Raw genomic sequence first — 25,215 nt, 5'->3', positions numbered from 1 at the left:
GTAGACGACCCACTATTTGGAATGTTATCATTACTGTAGTTTACTGCGGTTTTAAGGAGATGATCAAATGCAAAGCGTAACGATATGGCTCGCGTTCGGCGCAGGGTTCTTATCGTTCATTTCCCCGTGCTGTCTGCCGTTGTACCCCTCTTTTATTTCTTACATTACGGGCTTTTCTGTAAGCGATTTAAAAAGCAGGCAGACAAAAGGCGTCAATCAAACGGTGCTGCTTCATGCGGCTTCTTTTTTGATCGGTTTTTCGTTGATTTTTTATATTATCGGCTTTTCGGCCAGCTCTGTCGGATTGATTTTTTCTGAATATAAAAACCTGATCAGGATGCTTGGCGGGATTTTTATTTGTTTAATGGGCTTGTTTTTATTGGGGGTTTTTCAGCCGGCATTCATGTTGAAGGAGAGAAGGTTTTCGTTTAGAAAAGGAAAAATCGGCGTGTTGAACTCCATACTTGTCGGAATTATTTTTGCGGCCGGCTGGACGCCGTGTATCGGTCCCATTTTCGGAACGATTGCGTACGCCAACTTCACGAATCCCGATCCGGCCCGGACGCTTATGCTTGTGACGGCCTATTCGTTGGGATTTGCGATTCCGTTTTTAGTGATGGCGTTTTTCATCGGAAAGGTAAAATTCTTTACAAAATACTCGCATGTGTTGATGAAAATCGGCGGAGGAATGCTCGTTTTTATCGGAATCCTCTTGTATACGAATCAAATCGTATGGATTAATATATGGTTTTCCGATCTTACGAATCTATTTTAAAACAAAAAAGGATCTCCTCAGGAGATCCTTTTTTGCAGGACGTTCACTGCTTTTTCCGCAAACGGGCATCGAGAACAAACGTACCGAACGGCAAGAGCGATGCCATGAAAGCCCCGAGAACGCTGAGAAACGCCCAGCGGTGACGGAACCAGACAATAACGAGCATCAGCACAAACAGGAGAAACAATACGCCGTGTATCATGCCGAAGCTCTGAACAAGGCCTGAATAACCGGCAAAGTATTTAAACGGCATCGCGATAAAGAGCAATGCCAAATAGGATATTCCTTCAATAATACCGATGATCCGCAGGAGCTTGATGGATGTTGTCATGAATGGAAACCTGCTTTCGACTGTGAATTTTATTAAAAATTAACGGCCGCAGCTTCTGCTTTTTTCAATCCATCTTCGATGATTTGTTCGGCCCGGTCTGGGAATTGGTTGTGTCCTTCGATAATGACGGTTGTCAAGTCTTCTACGCCCCAGAAATGCATAATGTTATTCACGTAGTTAACGGCCATTTCCGTTGATTGGGCAGGCCCTTCTGAGTAGACGCCCCCTCTGGCATTAAGAAGCGCCACTTTTTTGTCGCGAATCAGCCCGACAGGTCCTTCCGGCGTATACTTGAAGGTCTTGCCGGCTTGTGAAAGGTAATCAAGGTATGTGTGAAGCACGGACGGAACGCTGAAATTCCAAAGCGGAAATGCGAAAACGGCTTTATCGGCTGCAAGAAATTGATCTAAATACTTCTGTACCAGCCCGGCTGCTTCTTTTTCGGCATCTGTCATGTCGATGCCCTTTGCCAGTTTAAACATACCGTTAATCTTATCCATATCATAATAAGGCAGATTTTCTTTGAATAAATCGAGTTCCGTGATTTGATCTTCGGGATGTGTCGCCTTGTATCTGTTTAAAAACGCCTCATACAGTTTTACGCTGACCGCCTGTTCGGCCGGACGCGGGTTTGCTTTAATAAATAAAACATTTGCCATTTTAAAAATACCTCCGCTGTAACTAAAAACTTTGATTTTAGGGAATTGCCTTATCCGCGGGCAGCTTGATAATATTTGTTGACTGCTTCCCAGTTCACGACATTGAAGAAAGCGGAAATGTAGTCAGGCCGCTTATTTTGATATTTTAGATAGTATGCATGTTCCCACACATCAAGTCCGAGAACCGGTTTTTGGCCTTCCATGAGCGGGCTGTCCTGATTAGGCGTAGAGGTAATCGCCAAGCGATCTTTATCGACAACGAGCCAAGCCCATCCGGAGCCGAAGCGTCCGGCCGCTGCTTTCGCAAATTCTTCTTTAAATTGATCAAAGCTTCCAAACGTTTGATTGATCGCTACTGCAATCTCTCCGGCAGGCGCGCCGCCTCCGTTTGGAGAAAGGATATTCCAAAACAGGCTGTGGTTTGCATGCCCTCCCCCGTTGTTGCGGACGGCGGTACGGATCTCAGCCGGTACTGCATCAAGGTTTGCAATCAGCTCTTCAACCGATTTACCTGCCAGTTCATCGCGTCCTTCCAAAGCAGCGTTTAAATTGTTTACATATGTTGCATGGTGACGCCCGTGGTGAATCTTCATCGTTTCTTCATCAATATTAGGCTCAAGAGCGCTGTGAGAATAAGGTAATGCCGGAAGTTCATATTTTGACATGTTATGTCCTCCTCATATGTATAATATGTTATGAACCTATTATAAAATCATTTTCTAAACTTTTTCAACTATAAAGTTTAGAAAGTTTTTTTCCGTCCCTCCCCTTTTATTAAAGAAGCCGTTTTCAGCAGACGGCATGGTTTCTTTTTCTAAAATATGATAAACTTAATTGTTCAAAAAACTTTCAAAAAGGCGGGTGATCAAATGGATTCCAGGCTCTCAACAAAAGATAAAATACTTGAACTGTTAAAAAAAGAGAAAAGCATGACCGTCAGTCAGCTTTCAAAACGTTTAGGAATAACCGAAATGGCCGTCAGAAAACATCTGAATATGTTAGAGCGGGATTCACTTCTCACCGTCAGCGAAGTGAAGCAGCCGATGGGACGCCCGCTTCAGGTCTTTGCGCTGTCTTCTAAAGCTGATGAGCTTTTTCCGAAAAACTACGAAAATATGACGGTTGAATTTCTTCACGATCTAAAAGAATTGCACGGTGAAGACATCATCGATTATCTGTTGGAAAAAAGAAGCGAGCGGCAAAAAAACAGCTACTTGCCTAATATGCATGGCAAAACCGCGGCAGAAAAGGTTGAAAAGCTTACAGAGATCCAAAACGGAAAAGGCTATATGGCCGACGTTACAAAAATAGATGATGACACGTACGAAATCGTTGAACATAACTGCCCTATCTTCGCCGTGGCCAAAAAGTTTAAAAAGGCCTGCGCCTGCGAAACAGAGATGTTTAAGAAAGTGCTTGGCGCCGATCAGGTGGAAAGGATGACTTGCAGGGCCGACAACGGCGACCATTGCCGGTTTTTTGTGAAGTTTAACAAGAAGAAATCGCTTAACGTGTAACAACCGCCGGCTGGCAAACCGGCGGTTGATTACGTTTTTTAAAATTCTCTTTTATTGTAAAAGTGCAAGGAGACGGCGTATGAAAGAAACAGGATCGCAAGCAGGCAAACGGCCAGCAGCAAGATCGCTACGGGTTCGGATGCATTGCCTAAAAAATCTGTGATACTTTGATTCCAGGACACTTGCCCGCTGTTTGCAAATTTGGATAATCCCGATCCTCCGAATATGAAAACGAAAAAGATCACCATATTCGCCATTTTTGATTTTAGATAGCCGTATTTGAAAATCAGCGGAAACGAGATGGAACAAAATAAGGTAACGGCAGTGACAGCACCCATGATTCCGATAAAAGTAAACGAAATGTTAAGCGGAGCTTGTACAAGCTTGACGATCAAATAGATGACGCCGTAGATCAGGATGGCAAACGCCGCATACACATAGATTGATGCGTATTTTGACAAAACGATCGTGCTTTTTTTGATCGGAAGGCTGATGAGGATTTTGTCGCTGTTATTTTTATCCTCCAGGGCGCTTGCCCCCAATGCCAATTGGTAAGTGATCGCCAACACGCTGACCAAAAAACCGACGTGCCCGATATTAGAGAGGGTAATAGAAAAAAAGGCCATCAACAAGATCGATAATTTTAACGATTTTTTTTGCATCAAAAGGTCTTTTTTAATAAGATGATACACTTTGATCACTCCTGCCGGTGGAAAACACCATAATATCTTCCAATGTCGGTTTTTCAATGATGACTGAATCCCCGAATCGCTGAACGACTTCCCGCTTATCTTTGGCAAGGGCTTCAAATCCGAAGCTGTTTTTCTTTAAGCCGATCAATACGTCTTCATGGCCCGCATCAAGCTTGTCGTGATGGCCTTTGACGATGCAGTACTCCTCTAAAAGCTCATCCTTCGCCTTGCTTAACACGATCTCGCCGTTTTGGATGAATGTAATAAAATCGGCAACTTTCTCCAGGTCAGATGTAATGTGGGTCGAAAAGAAAATCGACTTGTTTTCGTCCTGCAGCAATGTTTGCAACACATCCAGCAGCTCAGATCTGACGAGAGGATCAAGTCCTGAAGTCGGTTCGTCCATGATCAATAGATCGGCATGATGCGAAAGTGCGATAGCCAACGAAAACTTCATCTTCATCCCCTTTGACAAATCTTTGATCCGCCTTTTTAAAGGAAGGCGAAAGTCTTTAGCGTATTGCTGAAAAACGGCTTCATCCCACCTCGCGTAAAACGGGCTGACGATCCCTTTCATTTCCTCAATGGTCAGTTCTTCATAAAAATGATTTTCGTCATAGACAAAGCCGATTCTCTGTTTGATGTCAAGTTGGTGCCGCTCATGATCAAGGCCGAAAATGCTGATGTCGCCGCTGTCTTTTTTGATGATGTTCATGATCAGTTTGATCGTCGTACTTTTACCCGCTCCATTCGGTCCGATAAAGCCCATGATGTAGCCTTTTTGCAGGGTAATGCTTACATTTTTCAAAGAGAAATCTTGATAGCTTTTCGACACATTTTTTATTTCCAGTATGTTGCTCATTGTTACCACCCTTCATATATCAGCTTGAGCATGTCTTGCAGTTCCTTCAAAGACAAGCCGACAAGCTTGGCTTCATTGATTGCTTCGGTCATTTTTTCTTCGATCAGTTTCACTTTCGTCTCCCGCAGCATCTCCGTGTTGATGGCTGCGACATACGATCCTTTTCCGGCCACGGTGACGATGAATCCTTCTTTCTCCAGCTCGTCATAGGCCCGTTTTGTTGTAATCACGCTGATTTTCAGCTCTTTGGCCAGGCTTCTGATCGATGGGAGCGGCTGTGATTCCGCGAGCTCCCCCTTGACGATATGCTCCTTTAATTGGTTTACGATCTGCAAATAAATCGGTTCATCTGATGTGTTTGAAATCAAAATATTCAAGCATAACATCCCTCAATTCGTTATAACTGTATATATACAATATAAACAGTTATAACAGATCTGTCAATTGTTGATTTTCAGGCAAAACAAAAACCCACCGTTCATCGATGGGTTTGTACTTTGCTATTCGATTTCCCACTGAGGGTTCCAGACGACTTCCCACAAATGGCCGTCAGGGTCCTGGAAATACCCCGAATAGCCGCCCCAAAACGTATCATACGGCGGGACTGTTATGACGGCGCCTGCTTGTCTTTGCCTGTTGCATGACTTCGTCGACTTCTGCTTTGCTTCCAACATTATGTCCGATCGTGAATTCGGTCGGGCTTGGCATTGTCTTGTTAAGGTTCGTATCATATGCAATATCCTTCCGGTTCCAAACGGCGAGCTTAAGGCCCGGCTGTAAGTCGAAAAAAGCAACGGCACCGTGTTCAAACTCCTCGCCGACGATGCCGTCTGACGGAAGCCCCAATCCATCCCGGTAGAAATGAAGCGCCTTTTCTACATCATCTACTCCTAGTGTAATGACCGTGATTCGCGGTTTCAAAATATAACCTCCCCAGCATGTAACATTCTTTATATTTTTAACACATAGTACTTCATAACCTTCAACGCTGCTCATAAAGATTATAGAACATTCGTTCTTGTTATTCAACTGTCATGATATAAAAAGGACAACCGCCTTAATCTCTTGAAATCGTGCAAAAGCGGAATTTATGGAGAATTCATGTTATCAACTGCGGAATCCGAAGAACGGTTTGCTATTTTACATGAGCGGGTCAGGAAAACGGCATGAAGTCAGTCCCGTTTAACCTTGCTCGGACCGATTTTAAAGCAGCTAGGTTGAAAAATAAAATAAAAATTACCATAGAGCAATAAAAAAGCCGATGGTTAAAATCGGCTTTTTTCAGATCACGGATTCCCCTGTTTCCGCAAAACGTTTCACCCGTTCTCCGATTTCTTCCTCACACGCTGGAAGAATGCCCATTTCTTCTCATCTGTTCCTTCAGCTCTTGTCGGATCATCAAAGCCCCAATGTTCGCGCCTGACATGCGGCGAAGTCATCTTAGTGAATGATCAACAGCCAAATATAAAGCCCGACAAGGGTGATAAAAAGCGTCGGGATCGTCAGGATGATGCCTGTTTTGAAGTAGGTTCCCCAAGAGATTTTCACGCCTTTCATAGAAAGGACATGAAGCCATAAAAGCGTCGCTAATGAGCCGATCGGCGTTATTTTCGGCCCGAGATCGGAGCCGATGACATTGGCGTAGATCAGTGCTTCCCTCATGATTCCGTGGGTTTCGGTATGCTGAATGGAAAGCGCGTCAATCATCACGGTCGGCATATTATTCATAACTGATGACAGAAAAGCGGCGATAAATCCCATTCCGATCGTTCCGGCAAACAGCCCTTGACCGGCTGCAGCTTGAATAATACGTGCAAGAATTTCCGTTAAGCCTGCATTTTTTAATCCGTATACGACGACATACATCCCGACCGAGAAAAAAACGATCGCCCAGGGGGCTCCTTTCAGAACTTGCTTTGTGCGGACAGCTGGGCTCTTTTTCGCAGCGATTAAGAAAAAGATGGCTGTCGCACCGGTGATAATTGATACATGAACGGAAAACAGCTCGCTGATGAAATAGCCGAATAAAAGGATGGCTAATATGAACCATGACAAACGGAATATGCTTTGATCTTTGATTGCCTCCCCTGGTTGTTTCAGATGCGTTGCGTCATAGTGCCGCGGTATGCTCTTTCTGAAAAATATATAAAGTACGGTGATGCTTGCAAGCAGTGAAAACACATTTGGAATCACCATTCTTGCCGCATATTCGATAAAGCCGATGTGAAAGAAATCGGACGACACGATGTTGACAAGGTTGCTGACAACGAGCGGAAGCGATGTGGTATCGGCAATAAACCCGCCCGCGATAATAAACGGAAACATATACAAACATGCGAATCCCGTTTCCTTCCGCCGCCTTCGCCATATGTAATGCCCCCCACTCGAAAAATCCGATTTCATCGAGAATAAGTGAAATTATGATGATTGCCACAAAGGTTAATGTCGCATTCCAGACGATCGCGGTTACGTTCAGTACATCCTGAAAATCAACGACCCCGGCGATGATCGCCAGTACTGCCCCGCCGCACGCCGACCAGCCGATTGATAAATTGTTCGGCTGCCATATGACGAATGTAAGCGTCAGCAGAAATATGATAACAGCTAAAAACATGGTCACTTTTATCCCCCGCCTTCTTTACAGCGTATATATAAGCATATGTCCAAATGCGGCAAAACGGGTGCTCCGCAGCCCAAAAATGGCGGAGCTTTCCCCCGCCTATCTGCATGATACCGTTTTGCTTTTCTTTTTAGTGGCTGTATGTCGTCATCATCTAATTGGCCGAGAACGGCCGCCGCTGATTCACGCTCTGGAAAATCGTCGCGGAGAGAATAAAAAGCCGCTGCTCTCGGCGTTTGCGAGAATCGAGCTTTATCCGTCCGGCCATGGCATCTCCTCCTCATTTAAAATAACCAAGGAATCATTCTTTGTTTTATGGCATAGAATTTGCCGCAAAGTCGATGACGAATGATGCCAAGTATAAGACGATTACCATGACCGTTGAGGAAAGAACGAGCTTTTTTAAGATAGAGGAAAATGCCCCCTTTTTCAGCAATGTGAAGTACACGATGCAGATGACCGTCCCCGCTAAGATCGACCCGTTCCAGCAGAGAAGTCCCAGTTCCGTATACAGATCCTTCCAATCGAACAGCCAAAAATACAGCACCCCGATCTGAATGATCATCAAAAGTGTCGTGAAAAGCGTCATAATAATTTTGTACAACATAATCCCTCCGCCTAAGATTATACGATGCTTTCGAACTGTCCGAAAATAATTTGCCGGGTTCAGAGGCAAAATATTTGTAATCTATCGAACAGGCGGGATATGAATGGATATCAGCATCATGACGTTTAATATTCACCATGGCAAGGGCACCGATCAGCGCCTTGATTTGCAAAGGATTGCCGAGTTGATCGCTAAGAGCGGCGCTGATATTATCGGCCTTAATGAAGTCGATCGGCACTTTTCGAAAAGAAGCCGGTATGAAGATCAAATCAGCCGGCTCGCAAAAGAGCTGGGGATGGAGCATGCCTACAGCCCGTCCGTTTCATTACGTTCAAAAGGTTCCCAGTTAAAAAGGCAATATGGAAATGCCCTTTTGTCGCGATTTCCGATTGTGTACGAACAGCATCATTTGTTCAATTTTGTCCCGGGGCTGATTGAAGGAAGATCATTGCTCGAAACAGCCATTGACATCGACGGGCGGCTCCTTTATGCGTTTGTGACGCATTTGAGCTTGCACCCCTCTCTCCATCGAAAGCAGACCGGCTATATCACAGGCAGGCTTCAGAAGCTTGAAAAGCCGGCGATTGTATTGGGGGACTGGAATATGAAGCCCCGTTCAAGAGGCTGGAAAAGAGTCACGGGAGTGCTTCGCGATGTGTGGGAAGATGCCGGGGAAGGTGCGGGTTTCACTTACCCGTCGCGCCGTCCGAAAAAACGGCTCGATTACATTTTTGCAAGTCCCTCTCTTCATGTGACCGCTGCCGAAGTTGTCACCAAGAGCCCCGAAGCCTCTGATCATCTGCCGCTTACGGCTATGGTTACGATATAAAAAAAGGACGGCCGATGCGCCGTCCTTTTTATGCCTTTGCGATTCCTAACATTACGCCGGCAATGACGATCAGGATGATCCCGATGACGATCCCGACCATCTGGCGCTTTGTCTTTTTTTCACCAAGTATCATAATTCCGCCGAGTGTCGAAATGATGATCCCCATTTGCGATAATGAAAAGCTTGTCGCCACGCCGACCCGCGGCTGAGAAATGAATAAAAACAAATTTCCCGCCGCCCAGACTAAACCTGGAATAATGTTTTTGATTACGTAGAAATTAAAGGGATGGTGCCTGAATGTGAAAAGCAATCCTCCTGCCACCATCCCGATGGCTTGAGGAAAAAGAGCGGCCCAGCCGCTGACCTGAAAGAACCGAGCCACGACGACATACACAAGGTAACCTAATGTCGAAATGAGCAAGATCACAATCCCTTTTTTCATGTCTCCGTTTTTTTCCTCATGGTTGTCCTGGCCCCAGCGGTCTTCCAATGACGTCAACACGACGCCGACGATGATGAAAATCAGCGCCAGCACGCCGAGAACGATCGAGACCGTCGTCGCCCATTCGTGGAACACGAGAACGCCGAACAAGGAGGTGGATACGAGTTGAAGCCCGGTTGAGATCGGCATCGTTTTTGAAACGCCGATCAGCTTAATGCTTTTCAGCTGGTTCACCTGGCCAAGCGCCCAAAATACGCCTGAAATGATACCGACTGCAAAAATGCGCGGCGATAAGTCGGGTTGGACGAAAAAATAGACACCGATGGAAAAAACCAATGCGCCGATCGTCGTTCCGAGCACTTGGCTGTACGGTCCTCCGCCTAATTTGACGTTAAACAATACGATGCTGCCCCAAAAGATTGCGGGTAAAATGGCTAAGAAAATATCCATGTCAAGTAAACCTTTCTTTTTTTGTCTTTATCTATTAAGGTTTACTGCAAACACGATTTTTAATCCAAAAAAATCCCGAATTTTAGAATTCGGGAATGCTTATTTGACTTGTTCGTTTATTGTTACCGGATGCACGTTTTTGAAGAATAATATCCCGTCATATTGCCGCGCCGGGACAAACGATGTGCGCAGACCGCCTCCTTCAAACGCTCTATACTTTTTCTGTCCCCATTCATGGCTGCAGCGCACAAACGAATTTTGATAAGGCGAATGGCTGAGCAGCCATTCCATATGCTTATGACTCATTTTTTTTATCAGATAATCGCGGCCGCTGTAATCTCCCATCCTTCCTTCTTTTGCATACAACCCGATCACAAAACTCTTTTCTTTCATCAATGGCGGGAGATTCTCGGCAAATGAGCGGTACCGGGACAAACGGCTGGCACTGCTCTGTTTTTTGATATGAAGGTTGTGCGCCCAAATGACGAACTTATCAGCGGGATAGATGTGTGTTGATAAAAATTCCAGGTTTTTTGCCATTAATTCGTCCCGGTATTCAAACAATTTGGAGAAGCTTTTTTGAAAGTTGGCCTTGACGTAATTCAGCCTGTTCTCAATCGTCTGCATCACGACCTTATGCAGCATTGCCGAAGGAAACGTTTGTTTTTCAAGTCCTTCGATTAATTCTTTTCCCATTTTGGCGGTTTCTTCGGCCGTTTTTCGAAAGCGCCATTTGAATATTCCATTCTTGTCAAGCAGCTCATGTGCAAGGCGGTCAAAGTCGATGTACTGCTGTCGGATCCGTCCTGTCAAATACTTCTCCAAAAAGGAGGAAAAGTGCTTTTTCCTGCTCTGTTGGACGTCAATACCTGTTAAGTGAAGCCCCTCTGATTCCTTCAGCTCACGGAACAATTCGAGGACAAACTGGTTGTGCCAGATCTTCCCGATGGAGCCGCGCATAAACTCTTCGGCGCTGTATTCAGAGGAAAAAAAGTCACCGATTGTGCAATCTCCCAATTCGCTTTCAAACGCAACAACATTGAACCCCATCTCCCGATGCAGAAAGCGGATGAGGCTGATTTTAGCCGTGATGTATTCTTTGACGCAATGTCCGCTTTCACCGAGAAATACAAATCTTTTGTCTTTCAAAATCGGTTTTAAGGAGTCAAAATGATATTTATCTTCACCACCTATATCGATGCTGCGATCCCTGATTTCAGCAGTTATGCGATCCATATTTCTATCAGCTCCGGCCTTTTTTGTTCCTTTCTTTAATTCGCCGGACGGGGTCTTGATTCCTCTCCGTTTCCGTTCAGTTTTTGGAAGTCTCAAGCCACGGCATGCCGGGAATCAGCGCGGGAGCGTGATACAGGTCGCCCGTCAGCCTGTCTTTGACGCCGAGCGGGTTGCGGTTTAGATCCTTCAGGCTGAAATGAATGCTTCCTAAAACATTCGAGGCGCGGTTTAAGGCGATCTGTCTCTGGTATTCTTCAGGGTCTGACCAGGCCGGATCAGAATTGTTGTTGATTTTATAGGCCGCTTGTCCAATGTATAAATGCACGGGGCGATTGGCCACTTCATTCTTCCACCAGGCAACCAGAATATCGTAGGACGCGGGGGCAAAACCGATGCTCCAATAGATTTGCGGAGCGATATAATCGATATATCCTTTTTGAATCCATTCTCTCGTATCCGCATAAAGGTCGTCATAGTTGGTCATTCCGGCGGTTGTGTCCGAGCCTGAAGGATCCTTCGCCTTGTTCCGCCAGACGCCGAACGGACTGATGCCGAATTTGACGGCCGGTTTTTCTTTTTTGATGGCGGCGTTGATTTGTTTGACGAGCTGGTTGACATTGTCCCGCCGCCAATCCTCAATGTCGGTGAAACGGTCTTTGCCGTATTTCTCATACGTTTCAGAATCAGGGAACTCCTCTCCGGCTATTTTATACGGATAGAAATAGTCGTCCATGTGAACGGCGTCAATCTCATAGTTTTTGACGACTTCTTCGATTCCTTCGACGATAAAGTCCTGCGCTTCGGGAATGCCGGGATTGTAAAACAGCTGGCTGCCGTAACGGACGACCCATTCCGGGTGCTTTCTCGCCGGATGATCTGCCGCGAGCCTGTTCAAATCGGTATGATTCATCGTGATTCGATAAGGGTTAAACCATGCATGGAATTCAAGGTTCTTTCGGTGGGCTTCTTCAAGCAAAAAGGCGAGCGGGTCGTATCCGGGATCTTTTCCTTGGACGCCTGTTAAATACTCTGACCAAGGTCCGTATGCAGAAGGATAAAAAGCGTCGGCCGTCGGTTTGATTTGAACGACGACTGCGTTCATGCCCATCTCTGTCACATCATTCAAGAGCTTCAGGTACTCTTCTTTTTGCTGTTCCGCGGCAAGGCCCTTTCGCGAAGGCCAGTCGATGTTTGTGACTGTGGCGATCCATACCGCCCTGAATTCCTTTGCTTGGCAGTTTTCAGAACTCATGTTCATGAGCATCCTCCCTTTTTGAAAAATCAGAACTTTCTGTTATTATATGTCAAAAAGACGGTTTTGTATATGATGACGATGACAGGCTAAGACATGTTAATGTCTTAGCCTGTCGTATTGAGATGCTCTTTGACACGCTGCATCAGAAATCGGACAAATGTCTCATCCCGAACCAGCCATGCCGCATAATTTCTTTTGATAAACCGTTCCGCCTCTTCAAACGAAGCGAATGTTTCGTTTTGTGTGACCCTGTTTAATTGAATGCTCCAGCCGTCTTCAGCCGAAAAGAGGTAAAATTGGTCTTCTTCCCTGTTTTCATAAAGGGAGCCGTATTCAGATTCTTTCAAGTTATATATGTTTTTGAAAGCATCGGCTTTGATCGGTTCCACCGGAAACGGCTCTTGCACGAACAGCCTGAACGCTTCGTCTGTCAACGGGCAGCCGGCTGCTTTAGCATGGCCTCCGCCGCCGAAAGCGCCGGCGATTTCAGAGACGTCTGTTTCATCATGAATGGTCCGGAGGCTCACTTTTTTGCCGCCCATATTTAAAATGGCGATGTAATCAAGATGGGGAAATTCTTTTCCGAGTTCGTTGCCGACCTCTGAATGGTAGCTTTCGGCATGGACGATTCCGACACAATGCCCATGGATGAAAGTTTGTACGATTTCCCGCCTTTTCCTGCGAATGTACCGTTCAATCTTTTCTTCTTCCATATCGAGGATCTTTTCCTCGAATTCGTCAAAGGAAAATTCGTCATTTTCTTTCAGGCGACGGATCATTTTTTCTTCAAATTCGTCAATGGACACCATGAAAAACAAGTCGTTCAGCCGTTTCGCCTCAAGAACGCCCGCTTCCTCCCATTCCCATGTATCATATAGCCGGACGAGCTCGACAAATTGGTCCATTGCTTTCGTTTTCTCGATCAGGCCGTTCTCTGCTAAATATTCATAAAAAAGAGAAGTGGCCGATGCGAGCCTTCCGTCTTCATATTCGACTTTCACAAGGCCCCACGGGTATTCGTTCAAATGCAGCGCTGTTTTATGATGGTCGATGAGTTTGACCTTTCCGCCCGCTTCGGCGTATTCATTCAGTTTGTTTTCATTTTCCTGATGGACGGATAAATCCGTGATGAACAAGCCGCCCTGTTTTCGCTTGTCTTTCGCCCGATCTAAAAATCTTTCGACTTGGATGTCCAGTCCTGTGACCGAATTGTAGCGAACCTCCACCTGTTCGCCGAAGGCCGTCTTTGCGACGATTCCGCATCCGACTCCGTCTAAGTCGTTATGAGAATACAAATGATACATCATGCTATCCACCCTGCTTTATGAATTTGTGCCGTTTAAATTATGCTTTCGCCCGGCTTCTCACATCTGTTTTACTATTATTAAAAACGAATGCTTTTATGCAAGCGTTTCAGTAAACGGGTGTCTGTGATTCAAGTGAGCGGTTAAGCATTTGTATGCATGTTTAACCCGTTCTTCGGCAGGGGGTTCGATTCCTTTTAAAGGATACTCAAGGCCGAGCGCTTCCCACTTATAGACGCCGAGTTCATGATATGGGAGAACCTCCACCTTTTCGACATTCGAAAGTCCGCCGATAAACGTTCCGAGATCGTTTAAATCTTCGTCAATATCTGTGATCCCCGGAACGAGAACGTGGCGAATCCAGACAGGGATGCGGCGTTCGCTGAGAAATGTCGCGAAATCGAGGATGTGGTCATTCGGCATTCCGGTCAGTTCCAGATGCTTTTTGCGGTTGATTTGTTTAAGATCGAGCAAAACAAGATCGGTATATTGCATCAATTCGCTGATCTGTTCCTGAAACGCCGGTGCTTTTGAATAACATCCCCCTGAAGAATCGAGCGCCGTATGAATGCCTTGTTGTTTGCACGCCTTGAACAATTCTGTCAAAAAGGGAAGCTGTAAAAGCGGTTCTCCTCCGCTGACCGTGATTCCGCCGCCGGAAGACGCCATATACGGGAGGTATGAGAGAACGTCATCGACGATTTCGGAAACGGATATTTCCCGTCCCGCTCCGATTTCCCATGTATCTGCATTATGACAAAATTGGCAGCGCAATAAACATCCTTGCATAAAAACGACATATCGAATCCCAGGGCCATCGACGGTACCGAATGTTTCAATCGAATGGATGCGTCCGTTCATCATGAAGATCCCCCCTTGTGATGGGAGCGCAGCGAAAAGGGCGCTCCGCCTAATTTTAAGTTACATTGATTCGTGGAACGTACGGCTGATCACGTCCAATTGCTGTTCTTTTGTCAGCTTAATGAAGTTGACCGCATAGCCTGATACGCGAATGGTTAACTGCGGATACTCTTCCGGATGCTCCATCGCATCAAGCAAGGTTTCCCTGTTGAATACGTTGACATTTAAGTGATGCCCCGCTTTTTTGGCATACCCGTCAAGTATGCTCGCTAAATGGACGGCCCGGCTTGCATCGTCCTTGCCGAGAGCCTTCGGAACGATCGAGAATGTATTCGAAATTCCGTCCATCGCATAGCTGTAAGGCAGTTTTGCGACCGATGAAAGGGAAGCAAGCGTACCTTTTGTGTCGCGTCCGTGCATCGGATTTGCTCCAGGGGCAAACGGCTCTCCTGCCCGGCGGCCGTCAGGCGTATTTCCCGTTTTCTTCCCGTAGACGACGTTTGATGTAATCGTTAAGATGGACATCGTCGGAAGCGACTGGCGGTATGTTTGATGTTTGCGCAGCTTCTTCATAAATGTTTCAACAATCTCGACAGCAATCTTGTCCACGCGGTCATCGTTGTTTCCGTATTTAGGGAAATCGCCTTCTGTTTCAAAATCAACGGCGATGCCGTTTTCATCCCGGATCACTTTTACTTTTGCATGTTTGATAGCGCTTAACGAATCGGCCACAACGCTCAACCCTGCAATGCCTGTTGCCATTGTACGGAGAATATCGGTGTCATGAAGCGCCATTTCGATTCGTTCATAAGAGTATTTGTCGTGCATGTAATGGATGACATTCAGCGTGTTAATATACAGCCCTGCAAGCCACTCCATCGTTTGGTCAAACTTATGCATCACTTCTTCGTAGTCCAGAACGTCTGATGTGACAGGCGGCATTTCCGGTCCGACTTGAATCTTATGCCTTTCGTCTTTTCCGCCGTTAATTGCGTATAGAAGCGCTTTCGCCAAGTTGGCGCGTGCTCCGAAAAACTGCATTTGTTTGCCGATTTCCATCGCCGATACGCAGCATGCGATACCGTAATCATCACCGTATTCGGGACGCATAATGTCATCGTTTTCATACTGGATCGAGCTCGTTTTAATGGACATGCTTGCACAATATTGTTTAAACCGTTCAGGCAGTCTGACAGACCAAAGCACGGTTAGGTTAGGTTCGGGTGCAGGTCCCAGATTATCAAGCGTGTGAAGAAAACGGAAAGAGTTCTTCGTAACAAGAGGACGTCCGTCATGAGCCATTCCGCCGATCGATTCGGTTACCCACGTCGGGTCGCCGCTGAACAATTCGTTGTAATCCGGGGTCCGGGCGAATTTGACTAAGCGCAGCTTCATGACGAAATGGTCGACAAGTTCTTGAGCTTCCTGCTCTGTCAGTACCCCGTTCTGCAAATCCCTGTCAATGTATATATCCAGGAAAGTCGAGACGCGGCCAAGGCTCATCGCCGCTCCGTTTTGTTCTTTGATGGCAGCTAAATATGCAAAGTACAGCCATTGAAACGCTTCCTTTGCGTTTGAAGCCGGCTCTGAAATATCGAAGCCGTAGCGGGCTGCCATATCTTTTAATTCGTGCAGGGCCCGAATCTGCTCGGTCAGCTCTTCACGCAGCCTGATGTTTTCTTCAGTCATCAGCTTGGAAGTGGCGGCTGCATCTTTTTTCTTTTCATTGATTAAGAAATCGACGCCGTAAAGTGCGACCCGCCGGTAGTCTCCGATGATCCGGCCGCGCCCGTATGCATCCGGAAGCCCGGTAATGATGCCGACTTTACGGGCAAGCTTCATTTCATCTGTGTACGCGTCAAATACACCCTGGTTGTGAGTTTTCCGGTAATCCGTAAAAATTCGTTCTACTTCCTGATCTAATTCAAAACCGTAAGACTCACATGCCTGCTTTGCCATGCGGATTCCGCCGAAAGGCTGAAGAGAACGCTTAAACGGCGCATCTGTCTGAACGCCGACGACTTTCTCCAGATCTTGATTCAGATACCCCGGTCCGTGCGAGGTAATCGTTGATACGATTTCCGTATCCATATCGAGAACCCCGCCGTTTTCGCGCTCTTTTTTCGACAATTCCATCACTTGATCCCACAATGCGGTTGTTGCTTCGGTTGGAGGCTGCAGAAACGATTCGTCACCTTCATAAGGCTGAAAGTTGTTCAAAATGAAATCCCGCACGTTTACTTCTTTTTGCCATACATTTGTGGTGAAGCCTTTCCATTGTTCCATGTTATCCACCTCTTTTATCATTCGATTTGTATAACAGATGCTACATTTTTATCTTATGTTGGGTAGAACAGTTTTGAATGTGAAAAAAGTCACACATTATGTGAAGTTATGAACAAAGTTCTTAGAACATACACAAATTGAAGATGGCAAGCTGAGGGCAAGAAATTCAACATTTCATCTGTATTATAATAATAGTTAGATAACGACTATCTGTTATACAAGAGAATTCTTCCGGTGGAAAACAAAAAACCCTCCGACTCTAAAGCGGCGGGCTTATCTCACATTATTCATAAAACGTCACATTCACATATTTTCCAGAGTGGTCTACTACATGACATTCATCGGGAGAAAAGTAGTCACCGACGTATTCGTCTTCATTGCTCCCCGGATCATCTTCATGAAAAAGCCGGCGCTTGACCATAGGCAGACTAAAATCTCCCCCCGGGGGAATAGACCGGCTTGCTGCAGTAAATATACGTATACGTGCCAAACTTTTCGCATTCGCCGGCTCCTTCCTCCTTTTAAATCTATTGGTGTTAAATCATATGAATGTTAATGGTATCTGCCCGGGGACGAAGAAAAATAATGATATCTTTCACTTTTCGTTTTGCGATTCAAAAGGAGGCACGGAATCTTATAAAATGCGAAGATGTTGGCTTTTGAAAAAAATCGGGCCGTCCCGGAACAGCCCGGGAGCAAGGGAAGGTGATGTCATTGGCCGGCCAACCGTTCGGCGATCTTGTCTTCGATCTCTTTTCCTTTTTCTTCGTCCAACAGCTGGTTTAAGATAATTGAGAAAATCAACGTTTTCCCGCTTTTCGTTTCAACATAGCCGGATAAAGAACTGACGGTCGAAAGAGAGCCCGTTTTCGCTTTGACTTTGCCTTTGAGCTCTGGGTTTTTCATCCGGTTGCGCAATGTTCCGCCAACCATTCTGTCGCTTTCGCCGGAAACCGGCAGTGAACGAAGATAAGAGGAAAACCATGGTTCATCCTGTACGGAATACAGCAGGTTTGTAATCTGATGTGCGGTGATGAGATTGATATGGGAGATGCCTGAACCGTCTCTCAGAAGGACGTTGTCCGGATCAATTGAAAAACCGGGAAGCTTTTCATGTAAAACCTCAAGCCCTTTCTCCCAGCTTCCTTCTTTTTTGACCGCCCTCCCCATTTCCTTGACCAGCGTTTCGGCATGGCCGTTGTTGCTGAGCTTCATAAAAGGCACGATCAGTTCCGAAAGCGGCATCGATCGGCGGACTGCGATGCGCCGCGCATTTTTCGGGGTGGTTGCGGTTTTTGCTTTTCCAAGCACTTGAATGCCTTTCCGGTCGAGCGCCTGTTTAAACAAATCAAGCGCATAGCCCGCAGGCTCCCAAACCGAAACCCATTCCCTTGCTCTTGATGCTTCCTTTGGAATCGTTCCTTTGATTTGGATCGTATTTGTGCCGTGTTCCCGTTCGATTGTGATGTCTTTTTCCCCGTTTGTCGGTACGGTTTTTGCATGATTGACGATCTTCACATACCCCGTTTTCGGGGAGACCGTCACCGCCGGTTTGTCGCCGCTTTTTCGGCCGGGTGTGACATCGACGATGACCGTGCCGGCATCATAGTCTTCATTCGGTGACGCGGTAAGAGCGGAAACCTGTGCGCCGTAATATGTATGTTCATCGCTCCAGGATACATCCGTCGAATAGCGGACATCGTCATACCAGGAATCATCCCCGATCAGATTTCCCCGAATCCGCTTAATGCCTTTTTGGCTGAGAGCTTCGGCCATCTGATCAAAATCGGTCGGGAGCAGCGTAGGGTCGCCTTTCCCTTTTAAATAAAGGTTTCCTTTTAAGGTTCTCCCTTTCACCGCACCGTCAGCCAGCACCTCTGTTGCAAACGTATGATCCCCGCCTAGCACAGACAGCGCAGCTGCAGCTGTCAGAAGCTTGAGACTCGATGCGGGTCTCAGCCGGACGTCCCCCATATGGCTGTAGACGACTTCTCCGGTTTCGGCGGATCTGACGCTGATTCCGGCAAGCGCCCCCTGCAAGGCGGGCTCTTCTTTTAAAAGCCGGTCAAGCTCAGCGGACAGCCCGTCTTTATTTTCTGCAGCAACGGCGGCGGGCTCTTCCGGATTGAGGCGGGAGAAGAGCGCCAATACGGCAATCATCATGATGCACAAGCTGATCTTAATGGTCTTGTTCATGTATTTTCTCCCCTTTAGGCATGTTTTAATACTTTATTTCAAAAAGGGGCCGGATATACCCTTTTCAAGGGCCTAATTTCAAAATATTTCATTTTCCCGTCAAATTTAGGGCATAAAAAAACGCTACTTATAGTTTACACTATAAGTAGCGCTGGAATTTTATCAGTATGCCAGGCTGAACAGACCTTTAATGTGGCTTAGGTAGCGGACATTGCTCGCTTCTTTCATCAGGGAAGCAGGCAGACCTTTCAAGGCTGTTGAGTTGGCGCCGATGATGGCAACCGCGTCTTTGCGGCCAAGGCTTGCAAGCGTGCCTGAGTTAACAGGGCTGAACGTTTCCAATGATTTGTTTTCTAAGTATGCATACAGGTTGTATCCGATCAGTTCGCCCATTTGCCATGCAATTTGCGCTGTCGGCGGGTATGGACGGCCGTCTGGACCAAAGACAACGGCGCTGTCTCCGGCAACGAACACGTCTTCATGTGATGTAGACTGAAGGAATTCGTTTACAGTCGCGCGTCCGCGGTTGACTTCAAGACCTGATTCGCCGACAAGCGGGTTTCCTTGTACGCCGCCGGTCCAAACAAATGTGTTGGCAACCACTTTTGATCCGTCTTTCAGATCAATGACATTACCTTCTACATTTGTAACAGGTAGACCTGTTAAGAATTCAACGCCGCGTTTTTCAAGGCTTGCAGTAGCGCGTTCGATAAGATCGTCCGGAAGAACAGGAAGGATTTTCGGACCTGCTTCAACCAGTTTCAATTTGATTTCTTTAGGGTCTACGCCGTATTTTCTCGCAAGGTTCGGCATGATGTCAGCAAGCTCGCCTACAAGCTCAACGCCTGTTAAACCGCCGCCGCCGATCAGGATCGTTGCATCAGCTTCATTTTTTGTTTTGGAGTACTCACGCACGCGTTCTTCAACATGCTTAAAGATTTTGTTCGCGTCGTTTGCCGATTTCAGTACCATGCTGTTTTCTTCAAGGCCAGGAATGCCGAAGTAAGCCGTTACAGAACCAAGGCCGACAACGAGTGCATCGTATGTTAACGTTGTGCCGTCTGATAGAGCCACTTCTTTTTTATCAACGGAAAAAGAGTTTACTTTTGCAATTTTAAGGTCGATGTCTTTTCCTTTGAAAAGCTTTGCAAGCGGCATTGCGATCGCTTGTTCTGATACGTTTCCTGCCGCAAGACGATGCAGTTCCGTAATGATTTGGTGAGTCGGGTATTGGTTGACCACCGTAACTTTTGCTTCTTCTTTAGTGTAATGTTTGCGCACTGTTAAAGCAGAAAGTAAACCGCCGTAACCAGCGCCTAGAATGACAATATGTTTTGACATCATGAATCCTCCGTCCTTATTCTAAATATATTCTGAAGGTGGTTATTTTTGTTTTTCGCGTTCTGACATGATTTGCAGGTAGCTTTGGACAAAGCGGAACAGTTTTTGAGCCTGCGGATCTTTCAGCATTCTCAAGAGGCCGAACAGTCCGATCACTTCGTTGCTTTCGTCGGCGCGGTCTTTAGCTTCAATCGCTGTCGCCGCTACTTCTTTCACCGTATCTTTTACCGGCTCAAGAATTTCTGTAATGGCTCCTACAGTATCGCTTTTTAATACTTCATCAGTTGCTACGGATTGTGCGAAATCATAAGACTTCGTCAAAATGTTCACCAGTTCAGTCAGCTTTGGAAGCTGGTCGACTAGGACAGTCAAAGACTCCTGCACTTCAGGCTTTAACAGCTGATCAATAAGATCACGTTGGCTTTGACTAACAGATTCGTTTGTTTGATCGATTGTTTCCGGCATAACCAATTCTCCTTTACAATAAGCAATGTGCTATTTTTTGAAGGCAGTTTTTTGGTTTCAGTTTGTGAATTTATGCACAAACAAATCCGCAAAGAAGAACTGCCAAGTGTGTTTGTCTTGCTTTTTCAGCAATGGAACTGAAAAACTTGCAATCTCAAAACACGATGTATATTTTACTATTAAATAATAACATTTTTTGAACAAAAAATGAACGCGATTGTTTAGGAAATGAGATAAAATCGTCTAAAACTTGTTTTAAGTGACTTTTTTCATCCCTTTCATTTCCTGAATTGTGACTTATTCATCAGTTTTAGTTTACATAATGTTTTTATGGTATGCTAATCCTCGTCCTTTACATCGGGATCTTCCGGGATCGGTTCATTGAGAATCGCTTCGACGAGTTCTTTATATTTTTCCATCTGTTCCAAATGTGTGCTGAATTGTTCTTTGTTGATTAAAAATTGCCGTCCGTCGTGAACGGCTCTGATCTTCTTTTCCCTGATGAGCTGTTCAATATACGCCTCTGACAGCGACAAGTATTCTGCTGTTTCTTTTATCGTTACATACATCTTCCTCTGCTCCTTTTCCGTCCAAATTAGGCGAACAATGAGATTTCTGCCTTCATAAAATAAGGTACATAAGTTTAGATGATGGAGGCACATTTACTATGTATTCAAAATGGAATTCTGAAACGCCTTACCCGCCCGCTGCCTCACAGCTGCCGCCGGGTCAAAGCCCGCAGCAGATGACTGAAAGACTGAAAAACCTGGAGGATCAAATGGCATTGCTGATCAAGCTGATGGAAAGCAACAATCAGCTGCTGCGTTCCATTGAGGAACAGCAAAACCGCGTCTGTACATCGGGCGGCGGCGGATCGGTCATTGTCCGTATGTAGACCTTATCTGTGATCAAAATAAAAGAGGAAGGAATTGATCCTTCTTCTTTTTGTCCTTTTGAAGTATACTACATTTTAAAGACCGGAAAGCCGGGCGATTTCATGGTAGGCTTCAGGGTTTTCAAGCGTCGATAAATCGCCTGAAGGTTCGTTTAAATAAGCCGCCCGAATGAGCCTTCTCATCACTTTTGCATTTCTTGTCTTCGGCAGGTCGCTGACGAAATACACCGCTTTTGGCTTAACCGCCTTACCCAGCGTTTTTCCTGCAAATGTCAATAAATCGGCTTTCAATTTTTCCGAAGGGCGCACATCTCCTCTTAAAACGGCGAAGCAGACGACAGCCTGGCCTTTCAGATTATCAGGAACACCGATCACCCCGGCTTCGGCCACAGCCGGATGGCTGACGAAAACAGTTTCGATTTCCGCCGGTCCGATCCTTTTGCCGGCAACATTGATGACATCATCCGAACGGCCGCTGATCGTCCAGTACCCTTCCCCATCCTTCATTGCCCAGTCGCCGTGCACCCACACATCAGGCCAGCGGCTCCAGTAAGCTTTTTCATATCGGTCAGGCTCCTTCCAAAAGCCGTTTGTCATTCCGACCCAAGGCTTTGTCAGGACAAGCTCCCCGACTTCTCCGACGGTTTCGGCCCCATGTTCATTGTAGACGTTGGCGGCCATCCCCGGAAGAGGCGAGTTAAAGGTCATCGGCGTGATCGGCAAAATCGGTACATTGCCCAAGATCCCGCCGGCGATTTCCGTTCCGCCCGAATAATTAAAAATCGGCAGCTTCCCTTTTCCGGCATGGCGGAAAAGCCACATCCACGGTTCATAGTTCCACGGCTCGCCCGTTGAACCGATGGCTTTCAGGCTGTCCAGATTATACGCTTTCCGAAAATCTTCGCCATATAGCATCATGGTGCGGATCAGGGTCGGGGAGATGCCGAGGTGCGTGACGCGGTGCCGGCTGACGAGCTCCCACAGTCTGTCAGGCTCAGGGAAATCCGGGGCTCCGTCGTATAATAAAACGGCAGCTCCGTTGATGAGACCGCCGAATATTAAAAACGGCCCCATCATCCACCCCATATCCGTATACCAGAAAAAGCGGTCACCATGCTTGACATCCATGCCGAATCCGGCATCAAACGCTGCTTTAATCGGAAAACCGGAATGGGTATGAACGGCGCCTTTCGGCTGCCCTGTCGTACCTGATGTGTAAAGGACCATCAGCGTTTCAGAACTCTCCATCTGTTCTGTCTTTTCATAAGGTTCCTGTTTCATTAATTCGTCCCAATCCACGTCCCTTGTTTCGTTCCAAGGCGAAGCAGTATCGTGGAGACGGCAGACGACGACTTTTTCGACGGAAGGAGAACGGTCTGCGGCCTCATCCGCTTCTTTTTTCATATCGATCACGTTTCCCCTTCTTTTAAACGAGTTGGCGGTGACGAGCATTTTTGCTTCTGCGGCGCGCAATCTCGCAGCTGCGGCATGGGCTCCGTAGCCTGAAAAAATCGGCGAAAATATCGCTCCGATTTTAGCGGCAGCCATCATGGCGATGACAGCCTCGGGGGTCATCGGCATGTAAATTGCGATCACATCCCCTTTCGAGATGCCCTGATGTTTAAAGCCTTGGGCCGCACGCGCGATTTTTTCATGTAATGAGGAAAATGAGAGACGCCCCGTTCTCCCGTCTTCTCTTTCCCAAATGATGGCCGTTTTTTCGGCTGTTTCCTTTTGGCCGGCCCATTTTTCGACTGCATTGTATACGGCATTTAAGCGGCCGCCGGAAAACCATTTCGGCCACTTGATGCCTCCTTCCGTGTTTAATGCCTGATCGTACCTGTGAAACCAGGAGATGCCGAGGGCTTTTTCGGCTTCCTCCCAAAACCAGGCGATATCGTCTGTGCTCGCTTTCAAAAAATCGGCATAGTCTGAAAAACCGAGCGACTTCATCCATTGAAACAGCCGGGTTGATTTGATATATTCCGGATCAGGATGCCAAACCGCTTTTTCAGTCATCATCGTTCTCCTTTCTTCTCCTCAATCAGACAGGATAGACCGGGTGCTTCCGTTGGGTAAACGTCATATATTTTGACATGTAGGCGCTGAGCCGTTTGCCGAGTTCTTCCCGTAAAGATCCGGCAGGCACAATTCCGTCAACGATCATTTCTGAAGCCAAACGGTAAATATCGATGTCTTTTTGATACTCTTCGCGCTTTTTGGCAATGAATGCGGCCCGCTCCTCTTCAGGAAGCGCTGCTATTTTATTGGCATATACTGCATTTACCGCGGCTTCCGGACCCATGACGGCAATTTGCGCCGTCGGCATCGCAAGGCAGCAGTCAGGCTCAAAGGCCGGGCCGGCCATCGCGTATAATCCTGCACCATACGCCTTTCTGACGATGACAGATAACTTCGGAACGGTTGCTTCTGACATCGCCGAAATCATTTTCGCTCCATGCCGGATAATCCCCGCCCGCTCGACTTTTGTTCCGATCATAAATCCCGGTATGTCGGCCAGAAACAGCAGCGGGATGTTAAAGGCGTCGCATAAATTGATAAACTTTGCCGCTTTGTCTGCCGAATCGTGGAAAAGAACGCCGCCTTTCATGCGTGGCTGGTTGGCAATGATGCCGACGGGAAGTCCGTCAAGCCTTGCCAGTCCGGTGATCAGCTCGGATGCAAACCGTTTTTTTATTTCAAAAAACGAATCCTCGTCAACCACCCGGAGAATGAGATCCATCATGTCAAACGGGGAGTTTTGGTTTTGCGGAATGATGTCTTCTAAAGGTTTCTCAAATCGTTTGGCAGGCCTTGCATCGGTAACTGGCGCTTTTTCTGCGTAGTTCGCCGGAAAGTAGGACAGGTAGCGGCGCGCTGAGAGAATCGCTTCTTCTTCCGATTCGGCCAGAATATCACCGCATCCCGATACAGTGCAATGCATTCTCGCTCCGCCCATTTCTTCAAGCGTCACGTTTTCGCCGATCACCATTTCCGCCATTCGGGGCGATCCTAAATACATCGAGGCGTTTCCGTCGACCATGATGACGATATCGCAGAAGGCCGGAATGTAGGCGCCTCCTGCAGCAGAAGGCCCGAACAACAGACAGATTTGCGGAACGCGGCCGGATAATTTGACCTGGTTGTAAAAAATCCGCCCCGCTCCCCTTCTGCCGGGAAACATGTCGACTTGGTCGGTGATCCTCGCTCCGGCGGAGTCGACCAAATAAAAGAGCGGACAATGCAATTTTTCGGCCGTTTCCTGAATGCGGATGATTTTTTCGACGGTTCGGGCTCCCCACGATCCGGCTTTGACGGTCGAATCGTTAGCCATGACGCAAACGGTTTGTCCGCCGATTTTGCCGATTCCTGTGACAACTCCATCCGCAGGAAGCCCTTCAGACAGACAATTGGCGAAAAAAGCGTCCTCGACATCAAGCCCTTCGTCAAGAAGCAGCTTCAGGCGGTCCCTGACAAACATTTTGCCTTTTTTAACGTTTGCGTCATGGTATTTTTGCGCTCCGCCTTCCATGATCTTTTCGATTCGGTCATTCAGTTTTTCATTCGCCATCGGCTTTAATCCCCCGTTTCG

General features: G+C 46.7%; 24 protein-coding genes and 4 pseudogenes. 5 read left to right on the top strand and 23 right to left on the bottom strand.

Translation table 11 applies throughout. The features are described 5' to 3' along the window. The first annotated feature begins 67 nt into the window (after positions 1–67). Positions 68–775: a cytochrome c biogenesis CcdA family protein gene (locus NSQ39_RS09370; RefSeq protein ID WP_046131431.1), complete on the top strand. Its 708-nt coding sequence runs from the start codon at positions 68–70 to the stop codon at positions 773–775. A gap of 43 nt (positions 776–818) precedes the next feature. Here NSQ39_RS09370 and NSQ39_RS09365 read toward each other — a convergent pair whose 3' ends face one another. From NSQ39_RS09365 to NSQ39_RS09355, 3 genes are read right to left on the bottom strand one after another with little or no spacing between them, the layout of a single operon-like run. Then, positions 819–1,106, bottom strand: a complete 288-nt coding sequence (locus NSQ39_RS09365; protein WP_046131432.1) for a DUF3817 domain-containing protein — start codon at positions 1,104–1,106, stop codon at positions 819–821. Positions 1,107–1,138: 32 nt separating this feature from the next. Beyond that, entirely contained in the window at positions 1,139–1,765 is a 627-nt protein-coding gene (locus NSQ39_RS09360) for an FMN-dependent NADH-azoreductase (RefSeq protein ID WP_175075126.1), read from the bottom strand. A 50-nt stretch (positions 1,766–1,815) separates the two neighbouring features. Beyond that, the gene (locus NSQ39_RS09355) at positions 1,816–2,430 is read right to left on the bottom strand and encodes a superoxide dismutase (RefSeq protein ID WP_175075125.1); all 615 of its coding nucleotides are present in this window, start codon (positions 2,428–2,430) and stop codon (positions 1,816–1,818) included. Between the two features lie 204 nt (positions 2,431–2,634). Here NSQ39_RS09355 and NSQ39_RS09350 point away from each other — a divergent pair, with 204 nt between their 5' ends. Continuing rightward, complete coding sequence (locus tag NSQ39_RS09350) at positions 2,635–3,282, top strand: helix-turn-helix transcriptional regulator (RefSeq protein WP_175075124.1); 648 nt, start codon at positions 2,635–2,637, stop codon at positions 3,280–3,282. A gap of 38 nt (positions 3,283–3,320) precedes the next feature. Here the strand turns inward: NSQ39_RS09350 and NSQ39_RS09345 are convergent, their stop codons facing one another. The 6 genes and pseudogenes from NSQ39_RS09345 to NSQ39_RS09320 all read right to left on the bottom strand — a co-directional run bounded on the left by NSQ39_RS09345 (position 3,321) and on the right by NSQ39_RS09320 (position 7,450). Continuing rightward, on the bottom strand, positions 3,321–3,974 hold the full coding sequence (locus NSQ39_RS09345; RefSeq protein ID WP_046131436.1) for an ABC-2 transporter permease: 654 nt from the start codon (positions 3,972–3,974) through the stop codon (positions 3,321–3,323). Continuing rightward, positions 3,958–4,836 carry an ABC transporter ATP-binding protein gene (locus NSQ39_RS09340; RefSeq protein WP_046131437.1) on the bottom strand — a complete coding sequence of 293 codons (879 nt, stop codon included), beginning with the start codon at positions 4,834–4,836 and terminating at the stop codon, positions 3,958–3,960. The genes NSQ39_RS09345 and NSQ39_RS09340 overlap by 17 nt, the downstream gene beginning before the upstream one ends. Positions 4,837–4,838: 2 nt before the next feature. Then, positions 4,839–5,213 (bottom strand): GntR family transcriptional regulator, encoded by a 375-nt coding sequence (locus NSQ39_RS09335; protein WP_046131438.1) that lies wholly within the window; start codon positions 5,211–5,213, stop codon positions 4,839–4,841. 123 nt (positions 5,214–5,336) lie between these two features. Continuing rightward, positions 5,337–5,757: pseudogene (locus tag NSQ39_RS09330) on the bottom strand (VOC family protein). A 360-nt stretch (positions 5,758–6,117) separates the two neighbouring features. Then, a pseudogene (locus NSQ39_RS09325) lies at positions 6,118–6,275 on the bottom strand (arsenate reductase); the annotation flags it as partial. Between the two features lies 1 nt (position 6,276). Then, positions 6,277–7,450, bottom strand: a pseudogene (locus NSQ39_RS09320) (arsenic transporter). Between NSQ39_RS09320 and NSQ39_RS09315 the strand changes: the two are divergent. Beyond that, positions 7,341–7,808, top strand: a complete 468-nt coding sequence (locus NSQ39_RS09315; protein WP_175075030.1) for a hypothetical protein — start codon at positions 7,341–7,343, stop codon at positions 7,806–7,808. The pseudogene NSQ39_RS09320 and the gene NSQ39_RS09315 overlap by 110 nt on opposite strands. Here NSQ39_RS09315 and NSQ39_RS09310 read toward each other — a convergent pair. Further along, positions 7,770–8,060, bottom strand: coding sequence for a hypothetical protein (locus NSQ39_RS09310; protein ID WP_175075123.1), 291 nt, complete (start codon positions 8,058–8,060; stop codon positions 7,770–7,772). The genes NSQ39_RS09315 and NSQ39_RS09310 overlap by 39 nt on opposite strands. Positions 8,061–8,166: 106 nt before the next feature. Here NSQ39_RS09310 and NSQ39_RS09305 point away from each other — a divergent pair, with 106 nt between their 5' ends. Further along, the gene (locus tag NSQ39_RS09305; RefSeq protein WP_175075122.1) at positions 8,167–8,892 is read left to right on the top strand and encodes an endonuclease/exonuclease/phosphatase family protein; all 726 of its coding nucleotides are present in this window, start codon (positions 8,167–8,169) and stop codon (positions 8,890–8,892) included. Positions 8,893–8,920: 28 nt separating this feature from the next. On the opposite strand, the gene NSQ39_RS09300 is transcribed toward NSQ39_RS09305, so the two are convergent. From NSQ39_RS09300 to NSQ39_RS09250, 11 genes and pseudogenes are all read right to left on the bottom strand, one after another. Next, the gene (locus NSQ39_RS09300) at positions 8,921–9,784 is read right to left on the bottom strand and encodes a RhaT/GlcU family sugar-proton symporter (protein WP_175075121.1); all 864 of its coding nucleotides are present in this window, start codon (positions 9,782–9,784) and stop codon (positions 8,921–8,923) included. Positions 9,785–9,883: 99 nt separating this feature from the next. Beyond that, positions 9,884–11,020 (bottom strand): erythromycin esterase family protein, encoded by a 1,137-nt coding sequence (locus NSQ39_RS09295; protein WP_175075120.1) that lies wholly within the window; start codon positions 11,018–11,020, stop codon positions 9,884–9,886. Between the two features lie 85 nt (positions 11,021–11,105). Continuing rightward, positions 11,106–12,248, bottom strand: a pseudogene (locus NSQ39_RS09290) (glycoside hydrolase family 10 protein); the annotation flags it as partial. Between the two features lie 131 nt (positions 12,249–12,379). Continuing rightward, complete coding sequence (locus NSQ39_RS09285) at positions 12,380–13,579, bottom strand: DHH family phosphoesterase (protein WP_175075196.1); 1,200 nt, start codon at positions 13,577–13,579, stop codon at positions 12,380–12,382. Positions 13,580–13,675: 96 nt separating this feature from the next. Next, positions 13,676–14,443 (bottom strand): pyruvate formate-lyase-activating protein, encoded by a 768-nt coding sequence (gene pflA, locus NSQ39_RS09280; RefSeq protein ID WP_046131447.1) that lies wholly within the window; start codon positions 14,441–14,443, stop codon positions 13,676–13,678. Between the two features lie 57 nt (positions 14,444–14,500). Beyond that, a complete protein-coding gene (pflB, locus tag NSQ39_RS09275; protein WP_175075118.1) occupies positions 14,501–16,726 on the bottom strand; it encodes a formate C-acetyltransferase in 2,226 nt (741 codons plus the stop codon). Positions 16,727–17,009: 283 nt separating this feature from the next. After that, entirely contained in the window at positions 17,010–17,147 is a 138-nt protein-coding gene (locus NSQ39_RS09270) for a hypothetical protein (protein ID WP_164918160.1), read from the bottom strand. Between the two features lie 290 nt (positions 17,148–17,437). Continuing rightward, positions 17,438–18,922 carry a D-alanyl-D-alanine carboxypeptidase/D-alanyl-D-alanine endopeptidase gene (dacB, locus tag NSQ39_RS09265; protein WP_175075117.1) on the bottom strand — a complete coding sequence of 495 codons (1,485 nt, stop codon included), beginning with the start codon at positions 18,920–18,922 and terminating at the stop codon, positions 17,438–17,440. A gap of 162 nt (positions 18,923–19,084) precedes the next feature. Beyond that, the gene (locus tag NSQ39_RS09260; RefSeq protein WP_046131451.1) at positions 19,085–20,263 is read right to left on the bottom strand and encodes an NAD(P)/FAD-dependent oxidoreductase; all 1,179 of its coding nucleotides are present in this window, start codon (positions 20,261–20,263) and stop codon (positions 19,085–19,087) included. A gap of 42 nt (positions 20,264–20,305) precedes the next feature. Beyond that, positions 20,306–20,728, bottom strand: coding sequence for a DUF1641 domain-containing protein (locus NSQ39_RS09255; protein ID WP_046131452.1), 423 nt, complete (start codon positions 20,726–20,728; stop codon positions 20,306–20,308). Positions 20,729–21,066: 338 nt separating this feature from the next. After that, positions 21,067–21,297: an excisionase family DNA-binding protein gene (locus NSQ39_RS09250; protein WP_046131453.1), complete on the bottom strand. Its 231-nt coding sequence runs from the start codon at positions 21,295–21,297 to the stop codon at positions 21,067–21,069. Between the two features lie 98 nt (positions 21,298–21,395). On the opposite strand from NSQ39_RS09250, the gene NSQ39_RS09245 reads away from it, so the two are divergent. After that, positions 21,396–21,623, top strand: a complete 228-nt coding sequence (locus NSQ39_RS09245) for a hypothetical protein (RefSeq protein ID WP_046131454.1) — start codon at positions 21,396–21,398, stop codon at positions 21,621–21,623. Between the two features lie 75 nt (positions 21,624–21,698). On the opposite strand, the gene NSQ39_RS09240 is transcribed toward NSQ39_RS09245, so the two are convergent. Continuing rightward, entirely contained in the window at positions 21,699–23,642 is a 1,944-nt protein-coding gene (locus NSQ39_RS09240; RefSeq protein WP_335497532.1) for an AMP-binding protein, read from the bottom strand. Positions 23,643–23,667: 25 nt separating this feature from the next. Beyond that, a complete protein-coding gene (locus NSQ39_RS09235; RefSeq protein WP_046131456.1) occupies positions 23,668–25,194 on the bottom strand; it encodes an acyl-CoA carboxylase subunit beta in 1,527 nt (508 codons plus the stop codon). Positions 25,195–25,215: the final 21 nt, after the last annotated feature.

The organism is Bacillus sp. FSL W8-0848, assembly GCF_038007805.1.
GTDB lineage: Bacteria > Bacillota > Bacilli > Bacillales > Bacillaceae > Bacillus > Bacillus glycinifermentans.
This window is presented reverse-complemented; position numbering and strand designations above follow the sequence as displayed.